Origin of the sequence: Rhodobacter capsulatus, assembly GCF_052363185.1 — a bacterium.
Taxonomy (GTDB): Bacteria; Pseudomonadota; Alphaproteobacteria; order Rhodobacterales; family Rhodobacteraceae; genus Rhodobacter; species Rhodobacter capsulatus_E.
In genome coordinates this window covers 620,990-630,000 of record NZ_CP198955.1, presented here as the reverse complement: position 1 = coordinate 630,000, position 9,011 = coordinate 620,990, and the positions used below count along the sequence as shown (strand labels likewise).

Genomic DNA, 9,011 nt, shown 5'->3' with positions numbered 1-9,011 from the left:
GTGCCGCGCGCGGCATCGTTCCAATGCGGCGCCCCAAGGCCCGCCAGCGCCGGCACAAAGGTCACGCCCCCCGCATCGGGAACGGTCTGCGCCAGATCGGAGAGCGCCCGGGCATCCGCGAGCCCCAAAAGCTTCGCCATGAAGGCCGCGGCCTGCGCGGAAACGGTGATATTGCCTTCCAGCGCATAGGCCGTGCCCTGCCGATCCGTCCAGCCGATGGTGCCGGAAAGCCCGTGGCGCGAGGTGACGCGCGCAGGCGTCAGCGTCATCAGCGACGACCCCGTGCCATAGGTCGCCTTCACCGCGCCGGGGCTGCGCACGCCATGGCCGTAAAGCGCGGCATGGCTGTCGCCCATCATCGCGTGAATGGGCACGCCCGCGGGCAGCGCCGTCACCCCCGCGGCGGTCACGCCAAACAGGCTGTCCGAGGGCAAGGGCTGCGGCAGGCAGGCCATCGGCACGGCAAAGATCGCCGCCAGCTCGGGCGAGAAGCGCAGGGTCCGGGTATCGAACAAAAGCGTGCGCGAGGCGTTCGAATGATCGGTCGCATGCACCGCGCCGCCGGTCAGGTTCCACAAAAGCCAGGCATCGACCGTCCCCGCCCGCAGCCGCCCCTGCGCCTGCGCCGCCGCCACGGCGGGGATGTTGCGCAACGCCCAGGCCAGTTTCGTCGCCGGAAAGAGCGGGTTCAGCCCAAGCCCCGTCGCCGCCGCGACCACCGGGCCGATGCCCGTCGCCGCCAGCGTGGCGCAATCTTCGGCCGTGCGGCGGCATTGCCAGATCATCGCCGGGCACAGCGGCTGATGGGTCAGCGCATCCCACAGCACCAGCGTCTCGCGCTGGTTCGCGATCGCGATGGCGTCGATCGGGCCCGGGGCCGCGGCCAAAGCCGTTGCGATCGCGCCCTGAACCGAGGCCCAGAGCGCCTCGGCCGATTGCTCCGCCCAGCCGGATTGCGGGTAATGCGTCACCAGCGGGGCCGCGGCGCGGGCCAGCACCGATCCGTCGCCCGCGACCACCAGAACCTTGGTGTTCGTCGTGCCCTGATCAATGGCCAGAACCCGCAGCGCGCTCATTTTGTCACCCGCGCCAGAACCTTGCGCACCGCGGCCGAGATGCCCGCGACGGAAAGCCCGTATTCCTCGAATAGCCATTCGGTCGAGCCGGTGGGCACGAAGCCCGGAAAGCCCAGCCGCTCGACCGGCACCGGGCAGTCGCCCGCGGTGATCTCCGCCACGGCACCGCCCAGGCCCCCGCGGACCGAGGCTTCCTCGACCGTGACGATGGCGCCGGTTTCGCGGGCCGCGGCCAGAATGGCCTCGACGTCGATGGGATTGATCGTGGCCATGTTCAGAACCCTTACCGAAAGGCCCTTGTCCGAGAGCTTGTCCGCCGCTTCCGCCGCCAGATGCACCGTCGTGCCGCAGGCGATCACCGTGACATCCGAGCCCTTGCGCACCACTTCGGCCTTGCCGGGGGTGAACTTGCGGCCCGGAAGATCCAGATCCGGCACCGGCATGCGCGAGAGCCGCAGATAGACCGGACCTTCATGCTCCGCCGCCCATTTCACCGCCTGCGCCGTTTCCCAGGCATCGGCCGGGGCGATGGTGGTGATCGGCGTCAGCACTCGCAGCCAGGCGAAATCCTCGATCGAATGGTGCGTCGCGCCCAATTCGCCGTAAGCCACGCCCGAGGATTGGCCCACCAGCTTCACGTTGAACCCGGCATAGGCCACATCGGCCTTGACCTGTTCCAGCGACCGGCCGGTCAGGAAGCACGAGGCCGCCGAGACAAAGGGGATGCGCCCCCCATTCGCCAGCCCGGCGGCCACGCCCACCATCAACTGTTCGGCAATGCCGACATTGATCAGCCGATCGGGGAATTTCTTCTGAAACCCGTTCAGCTTCGACGAGCCGACCGAGTCATTCACCACGGCAACGATGCGCTCATCCTCGGCCGCCAAGGCTTCGAGCGTCTCCACCCAGGCATTGCGGCAATCGGCGAGACCCGCCTTGATCGGTGCAGAATGCGACATCACACCAGCTCCTTCATCGCTTGCGCGAATTGCGCGTCATCGGGCACCGCATGGTGCCATTTCGCCTGATTTTCCATGAAGGACACGCCCTTACCCTTGACCGTATTGGCGATCACGCACAAGGGCTTGCCCCGCCCCTTCGGCGAAGCCGAAAGCACATCCAAAAGCGCGCCCAGATCGTGGCCATCGACCACCGCCACCTCAAAGCCGAAGGCGCGGTATCTCTCGTCCAGCGGTTCCATCCCCGAGGTCTCCTCGGTCGATTGCCCCTGCTGCAGCCGGTTGCGGTCGATGATCAGCGTCAGGTTTTCAAGCTTGCGGAAGCCTGCCGTCATCGCCGCTTCCCAGTTCGAGCCTTCCTGCTGTTCGCCGTCGCCGGTCAGAACGAAGGTGCGATACTCCGCCCCGGTCAGCTGCCCCGCAATCGCAATGCCGGTGGCCACCGGGAAACCGTGGCCAAGCGGCCCGGTGTTGGTCTCGATCCCCGGCAGATAGTTGCGGTTCGGGTGCCCGTTCAGCTTCGACCGCGGCTGCATGTAGGTCTGCAACCAGTCTTCGGGGAAATAGCCCGCCGCACAAAGCGCGGTGTAAAGCGCGCCCGTCGCATGGCCTTTGGACATGATGAACCGGTCCCGGTCGGCCCAGTCGGGGCGGGTCGCGTCATGGCGCATCACCCCGAAATAAAGCGTCGCCAGAATGTCGATGGCAGAGAAATCGCCGCCAAGATGGCCAAGCTGCGCCTTGTGCACCATGGCAAACGCGGTCCGGCGCATCCAGAGCGCCTTCGCGCGAATGCGGTCCAGGGTTTCGGGTTTCGGGGTCATGGCGTCCTCTGTCAGAAACGGTGGGGGGTGAAGAGCTGCGGCTCGGGTTCGCCCCCGTGGTGGTAGATCGGCCAGCCAAGGTAGCGGACCACGGCCTCGTTCAGCACATCGGCCACATGGCCGCGCACCATTGCAACGTGGTGTTCAAAGCCGTTGTGGCTGACGAATTTCATCAGCTTGCGCAGATGGGGCACATGGGCGACGGCGATGCCGCCATCCATCCCGAACGGGTCATCGGTGAAATCCCCCTGCCCCAGATAGCATTTCATCGTGCCGTTGCGGTCATCGGTCGAGAGCCGGAAATAGGTCATCGGACCGGCCTTCACCTTGCCCTTGACCGCACCGAAGCATTTCGACCGCCCGATGGTCTCGCCCAGAACGTCAAGCTCGCCGATTTCCGGCACATCCCCGATGAAGCTCTTCGGATAGTTGCCGCAATGGGTGCAGACGCATTTGTCGGGCTCGCCGCCGTAGTTGTTGTTCCAATCGAGCAGCGCCGAAGGCTGGCCCGAAGCCAAGGCAAGGGCATACATCGAGACCGCGCCGATCACGTCCACCTCGCAGGCCGAGGGCATCAGCTCCTCGCCCATCATCGACATCGTCACACAGGTGGCGCAGCCGAAATTGTCCTGCAAAGACCGCCAGCATTGAATGGCCGAGGCATCGCAGCCGTTCTCTTCAATCCAGCGATTGACCGCGAGGGTCCATTTCGCCTGCTTCAGGATCTGCCCGGGCTGGATATGCGCCGGGATCTTGCCATAGGCCTTCAGCTTGACCATCTTCGCCGCCAGATCCGGGTCTGCGTCGTCAATCGCGCCCGCCTGTTGCAAAAGCTCCGACAGATCGGCGGTGACCACGGTCATGCCGCTCGCCTGCAAGAGCTTTTCGGAAAAGCGCATGGTCTGGAACGGGCTTGTCCGCGCGCCGATGGCGCCGATGCGGGCGTTGCGCAGCCCCCGCACGGTGCGGCAGATGCGGGCGAAGCGCTCAAGGTCAGCGCCGAATTCCTCGCCCCAGGTGTCGCAAGTATGCGTGGTGGTTTCGGTGAAGGGCACACCGTATTGCCAGAAATTGTTGGCGACCGAGAACTTGCCGCAAAAGGCGTCGCGGCGCGAATGCACATCGACCTTGCCAATCTCGTCGTTCGACGCCTGCAGCAGGATCGGCACATTCAGCTTCGCGCGGTTGACCAGTTCGGCGATGGCGATTTCATCGCCGAAATTCGGCAGGCAGATCACCAGACCGTCGATCTCGTCGCGATGCGCCTTGAAATGTTTCGCATAAAGCTCGGCATCGGCAATCGACTGCACCGCGCCATTCGCCGTCGCCTCATAGGGCAGGATCACCGCGTTGACGCCCAGCCGGGCCAGCTGCGCCAGCACCTCGTCGCGCGCATCCTTGCAGGGCGCGGGGCTGAAAAAGGCGCGGCTGCCGATCACCACGCCCAGCGTGACCTTGCGGTGGATATGCTGGCTCATGTCTCTCCTCCCGACATTCGCTGCCCCGCTGCGCCCGACCTGCACGCCCCGCGGGTTGCTTTCGATTACTTTCGATTGCTTCGTTTTAATACGAGTCGCCGCTTTGACGCAATCCCCGGGATGCGCCAAAGAGAAACATTCCAACCCGCTGAGTTTCTTGTGCATTTGCAGAAAACCGCGCCGCGATGCCGCAATGGTCGCAAACATTCAGGGCCAAGAATGTGATTGGAACGCAGGCAAACGAAATAATCGAAAGCGAAACGAAAATACTTGACGGCAATCGAAGCCCGGGCGCAGGATCACAGCCGGGGAGTCGCCCCCGGTCGGGGGGCGCGCGACAACGGAGGATACCCATGAACGTGAAGAGACGCCTTCTGGTGTCGGTTTTTGCCGTCGCCATGTCCGGGATGATGCCCGCCTTTGCGGCCGCGGCGGATACGATCGCCATCATCACGCCCAGCCACGACAACCCGTTCTTCAAGGCCGAAGCCGACGGGGCGGCGGCCAAGGCCAAGGAACTGGGCTATGACACCATGGTTCTGGTGCATGACGACGACGCCAACAAGCAATCGGAACTCTTTGACAGCGCCATCGCCGCGGGCGTCAAGGCGATCATCCTCGACAATGCCGGTGCCGATGCGACCGTTGCCGCGGTGCAAAAGGCCAAGGATGCGGGCATCCCCTCGTTCCTGATCGACCGCGAAATCACCGCCTCGGGGATCGCGGTCAGCCAGATCGTGTCGAACAACTATCAGGGCGCGCAGCTGGGCGGCGAGGAATTCGTCAAGCTGATGGGCGAAAAGGGCGAATATGCCGAGCTTCTGGGCAAGGAATCCGACACCAATGCGGGGATCCGCTCGCAGGGCTATCACGACATCATCGACCAGTATCCGGACCTGAAACTGGTGGCGAGCCAGACCGCGAACTGGTCGCAGACCGAAGCCTACACCGTGATGGAATCGATGCTGCAGGCGCATCCGGAAATCAAGGGCGTGATCTCGGGCAACGACACGATGGCGATGGGCGCCTGGGCCGCGCTGGAAGCCGCGGGGCGGACCGATGTGGTCGTGGTCGGCTTTGACGGGTCGAACGACGTGCGCGACTCGATCCTCAAGGGCGGGATCAAGGCCACGGTGCTGCAACCGGCCTATGCGCAGGCGCAGATGGCGGTCGAACAGGCCGACAAATATCTGAAAACCGGCTCGACCGGCGTTGACGAAAAGCAGCTGATGGATTGCGAACTGATCAACGCCGACAATGCGGCGAAGCTTGAAACCTTCGCGCTGTCGAACTGACCGCATCACCTTCCCGGCGCGCCGATATCCCTCGGCGCGCCGGAGTCTCAGGGATCCACGGCGATGAAATCCTTTATGTTGACGGCCCTGTGCCTGGCTTCGGCCCTGGCGCTTTCGGGCTGCAAGATCGTGCCGAAAACGGCCGAGACCGACGCCGCCCCCGCGGCCGATGCCAGCGGCGACGATGCGCGCATCGCCAACCTTCTGGCCGAAAGCTATGACAGCCAGCTGTTGCCGCAGATCGCGGCGCAGGCGCAGACCGTGGCCGATCTGCGCGCCCGGCTGACCGCCGGGCTGGATGCCGCCGGTGCCGCCCATGGCGCACGCGGCGCGGGCACCGGCTCGCCCTGGAATTTTGCGCTGCGCGATCAGGGCAAGGTGATCAAGGCCGAGCTGGCCTCGCGGGCGCGGCTGCTTGAACTCGATACCGATGGCGACGGCGCGGCCGATCTGACGTTGCAGCTGGGCCCGGTGATCAAGGGCAATGCCCTGCGCGATGTGGCGCCGAAGATTTATGATTTCACCGCCTTCCGCGACCAGATGGAATTCGGCAAGCTGGGCCGGGCGCTGAACGACCGCGCCGCGGCGGGGCTGACCGTGCCCGCCGAAGACCCGACCGGCAAGACCGTCGCCTTTACCGGCGTCTTGTCCTTGCGCACCGCCACCGACAAATGGCTGGTCACCCCCACCGCGCTGACGGTGCTGCCATGACGGAACAGCATCCGATCGGACTGAAGATGCGCGGCGGCGTCAAGGTTTACCCCGGCACCCGCGCGCTCAAGGGCGTGGATTTCGATCTGCGCATGGGCGCGGTGAATGTGCTGGTGGGCGAAAACGGCGCCGGCAAATCGACGCTGATGAAGCTGATCGCCGGGGTCGAGGACATGACCGAAGGCACGATCACCATGGACGGGCGCGAGATGCGCTTTCGCACCAAAGCCGATGCGGTGGCGGCGGGGATCGGCATCGTGTTTCAGGAGCTGAACCTGTTTCCGAACCTGACAGTGGCGGAAAACATCTTCATCGGCCATGAAACCACCCGCGGCGGGATCGACATCGACGTGGAGGCGCATCGGCGCGCGACGCGGGTGCTGATGGAGCGGCTTGAACAGAACATCCACCCCGAGACGCCCTTGGGCAACCTGCGCATCGGGCAACAGCAGATCGTGGAAATCGCCAAGGCGCTGGCACAGAACGCCCGCATCCTGATCCTCGACGAACCCACCTCGGCGCTGTCGGCGGCCGAGGTCGAGGTGCTGTTCCGCGTCATCGCCGAACTGAAGGCGCAGGGCGTCGGCATCGTCTATATCTCCCACCGGCTCGAAGAGCTGATCCGCGTCGGCGATTACATCACCGTCCTGCGCGATGGCACCATCACCGGCGCGCGCAGCATGGAAGGCGTCGACATTCCGTGGATCGTGCAGGCGATGATCGGGTCGAGTTCCAAGGAATACGGCCGTTCCGAAGTCGCCAGTTTCGGCCCCGAGATCTTTCGCGCCGAAAACATCACCCTGCCCCGCATGGGCGGTGGCTTCACCGTCGATCACGTCTCGCTGTCCATTCGCGCGGGCGAGATCGTCGGGCTTTACGGGCTGATGGGCGCGGGCCGGTCGGAATTTCTGGAATGCGTGATGGCGCAGCACCCGCATTCGGGCGGCAAGTTCTGGGTCGAGGGCAAGCCGCTCACCGAGCGCGACGTGCCCGGCCGGATCGCCCGCGGCATCGCGCTGATCCCCGAAGACCGCAAGCGCGACGGGCTGATCCAGATCATGGCGATCCGGGAAAACCTGACGCTGTCGTCGCTGCCCAGCTTCACCCGGCTCTTCGATCTGGACCTGAAACGCGAGGCGCAGACCGCGCTTGAGTTCATCAAGCGGCTCACGATCAAGGTGGCGAGCCCGGAAAACCCGGTCTCGTCGCTCTCGGGCGGCAACCAGCAAAAGGTGGTGATCGGCAAGGCGCTGATGACCGGGCCGAAGGTGCTGCTGATGGACGAGCCCAGTCGCGGGATCGACATCGGCGCCAAGGCCGAGGTCTTCCGCACCATGCGCCGTCTGGCCGCCGAGGGTCTGGGCATTCTCTTCGTGACCTCGGATCTCGACGAGGTCCTGGCCCTTTCCGACCGCATCATCGTCATGGCGCAAGGCCGCGTCACCGGCGAGTTCCCCTCCGGCACCGAAGCCGCGAAGGTGATCTCGGCCACCACGCCCAACGCGCAAAATTCGAAGGACATCGCCGCATGAGTGCCGCCCCCGCCCCCAAGCAAGCGCAAGGATCTTCGCTGCTGCTCACGCTTTTGCAGGCCCGGACCTATCTGGCGCTGATCCTTGTCTTCGGCTTCTTCGCCCTGATGGCGCCGAATTTCCTGTCGGTCGCCAACAGCGTGATCGTGGCGAAACATGCCGCGCTGACCGCCTATCTGGCCATCGGCATGACCTTTGTCATCATCACCGGCGGCATCGACCTCTCGGTGGGCTCGACCGTGGGGCTTTGCGCCATGGTCTCGGGCTGGCTGATCCTTTACGGCATCGACCTTGGTGCCATGGGCACGATGCACTTCAACACCATCGAAATTGCCCTTCTGGTGATGTGCGTCGGGATTTTCGTCGGGTTCATCAACGGGGTGCTGATCACCAAGCTGAACGTCGCCCCCTTCATCGCGACGCTGGGTACGCTCTACATCGCCCGCGGCGCGGCGCTTCTGTCTTCGGGCGGGCGGACCTTCCCGAACCTCTCGGGCAATCCGGACTATGGCTCGGACAGTTTCCCGGCGATCGGCGCGGGCGATTTTCTCGGCCTGCCGGTGCAGATCTGGATGCTGATCGCGGTGGGGCTTGTGGCCGCCTATATCGCCAAGCGCACGCCCTTGGGCCGTCATATCTACGCGGTAGGCGGCAATGAACGCGGGGCGGCGCTCTCGGGCGTCAAGGTCAACCGGGTCAAGCTTTTCGTCTACATGTTCTCGGGCTTTTGCGCCGCCATCGTCGGGCTGATCATCGCCTCGCAACTGCAAGCCGCCCATCCGGCGACGGGCGAGACGTTTGAACTGAACGCCATCGCGGCAGCGGTTCTGGGCGGCACCTCGCTTTCGGGCGGGCGCGGCAAGATCGGCGGCACCATCGTCGGCGCCTTCGTGATCTCGATCCTGTCGGATGGGCTTGTGATGATGAGCGTGTCCTCGTTCTGGCAAACCGTGATCAAGGGTCTGGTGATCGTCGCCGCTGTCGTCATCGACCAGGCGCAAAGTCGGCTGCAGGCCCGTGTGGCGCTGCAGCAGGAGGCGGCGCTGGGCCGGTGACGAATGGGCCGTTGACCGGCCCTGCCCCCGCCCCTAAGGAGGTCCAAGGCATCCCTGACGTTCCCCTGACCCGCAACCGAT

General features: G+C 64.9%; 8 protein-coding genes (1 of these 8 cut by a window edge). 4 read left to right on the top strand and 4 right to left on the bottom strand.

The annotated features are described in order from the left end of the window. The 4 genes in view from ACTTAG_RS03150 to ACTTAG_RS03135 are tightly spaced (at most 11 nt apart) and all read right to left on the bottom strand, a layout consistent with a single transcriptional unit that may run on beyond the window. A protein-coding gene (locus tag ACTTAG_RS03150; RefSeq protein ID WP_444464155.1) for an FGGY-family carbohydrate kinase crosses the window boundary here: on the bottom strand, positions 1-1,076 show its 5' portion. 388 nt of this gene lie to the left of the window's left edge; the window shows 1,076 of its 1,464 coding nt (coding positions 1-1,076); the start codon lies at positions 1,074-1,076; its stop codon lies beyond the left edge, outside the window. Next, positions 1,073-2,035, bottom strand: coding sequence for a transketolase family protein (locus ACTTAG_RS03145; RefSeq protein ID WP_444464154.1), 963 nt, complete (start codon positions 2,033-2,035; stop codon positions 1,073-1,075). Before ACTTAG_RS03145 ends, ACTTAG_RS03150 begins: the two co-directional genes overlap by 4 nt. Then, positions 2,035-2,859, bottom strand: coding sequence for a transketolase (locus ACTTAG_RS03140; RefSeq protein WP_444464153.1), 825 nt, complete (start codon positions 2,857-2,859; stop codon positions 2,035-2,037). Before ACTTAG_RS03140 ends, ACTTAG_RS03145 begins: the two co-directional genes overlap by 1 nt. Positions 2,860-2,870: 11 nt before the next feature. Further along, positions 2,871-4,337, bottom strand: a complete 1,467-nt coding sequence (locus ACTTAG_RS03135; RefSeq protein WP_444464152.1) for an L-fucose/L-arabinose isomerase family protein — start codon at positions 4,335-4,337, stop codon at positions 2,871-2,873. A gap of 353 nt (positions 4,338-4,690) precedes the next feature. Between ACTTAG_RS03135 and ACTTAG_RS03130 the strand changes: the two genes are divergently transcribed. The 4 genes from ACTTAG_RS03130 to ACTTAG_RS03115 all read left to right on the top strand — a co-directional run bounded on the left by ACTTAG_RS03130 (position 4,691) and on the right by ACTTAG_RS03115 (position 8,930). Beyond that, positions 4,691-5,632 (top strand): D-ribose ABC transporter substrate-binding protein, encoded by a 942-nt coding sequence (locus tag ACTTAG_RS03130; RefSeq protein WP_444464151.1) that lies wholly within the window; start codon positions 4,691-4,693, stop codon positions 5,630-5,632. Positions 5,633-5,707: 75 nt separating this feature from the next. Continuing rightward, the gene (locus tag ACTTAG_RS03125) at positions 5,708-6,343 is read left to right on the top strand and encodes a DUF2291 family protein (protein ID WP_444464150.1); all 636 of its coding nucleotides are present in this window, start codon (positions 5,708-5,710) and stop codon (positions 6,341-6,343) included. Then, positions 6,340-7,875: a sugar ABC transporter ATP-binding protein gene (locus tag ACTTAG_RS03120; protein WP_444464149.1), complete on the top strand. Its 1,536-nt coding sequence runs from the start codon at positions 6,340-6,342 to the stop codon at positions 7,873-7,875. The genes ACTTAG_RS03125 and ACTTAG_RS03120 overlap by 4 nt, the downstream gene beginning before the upstream one ends. Next, complete coding sequence (locus ACTTAG_RS03115) at positions 7,872-8,930, top strand: ABC transporter permease (protein WP_444464148.1); 1,059 nt, start codon at positions 7,872-7,874, stop codon at positions 8,928-8,930. The genes ACTTAG_RS03120 and ACTTAG_RS03115 overlap by 4 nt, the downstream gene beginning before the upstream one ends. Positions 8,931-9,011: the final 81 nt, after the last annotated feature.

Coding starts and splice junctions, on each gene's coding strand:
- ACTTAG_RS03120 (WP_444464149.1), top strand. CDS start 6,340: ATGACGGAACAGCATCCGATCGGACTGAAGATGCGCGGCGGCGTCAAG.
- ACTTAG_RS03135 (WP_444464152.1), bottom strand. CDS start 4,337: ATGAGCCAGCATATCCACCGCAAGGTCACGCTGGGCGTGGTGATCGGC.
- ACTTAG_RS03115 (WP_444464148.1), top strand. CDS start 7,872: ATGAGTGCCGCCCCCGCCCCCAAGCAAGCGCAAGGATCTTCGCTGCTG.
- ACTTAG_RS03140 (WP_444464153.1), bottom strand. CDS start 2,859: ATGACCCCGAAACCCGAAACCCTGGACCGCATTCGCGCGAAGGCGCTC.
- ACTTAG_RS03145 (WP_444464154.1), bottom strand. CDS start 2,035: ATGTCGCATTCTGCACCGATCAAGGCGGGTCTCGCCGATTGCCGCAAT.
- ACTTAG_RS03130 (WP_444464151.1), top strand. CDS start 4,691: ATGAACGTGAAGAGACGCCTTCTGGTGTCGGTTTTTGCCGTCGCCATG.
- ACTTAG_RS03125 (WP_444464150.1), top strand. CDS start 5,708: ATGTTGACGGCCCTGTGCCTGGCTTCGGCCCTGGCGCTTTCGGGCTGC.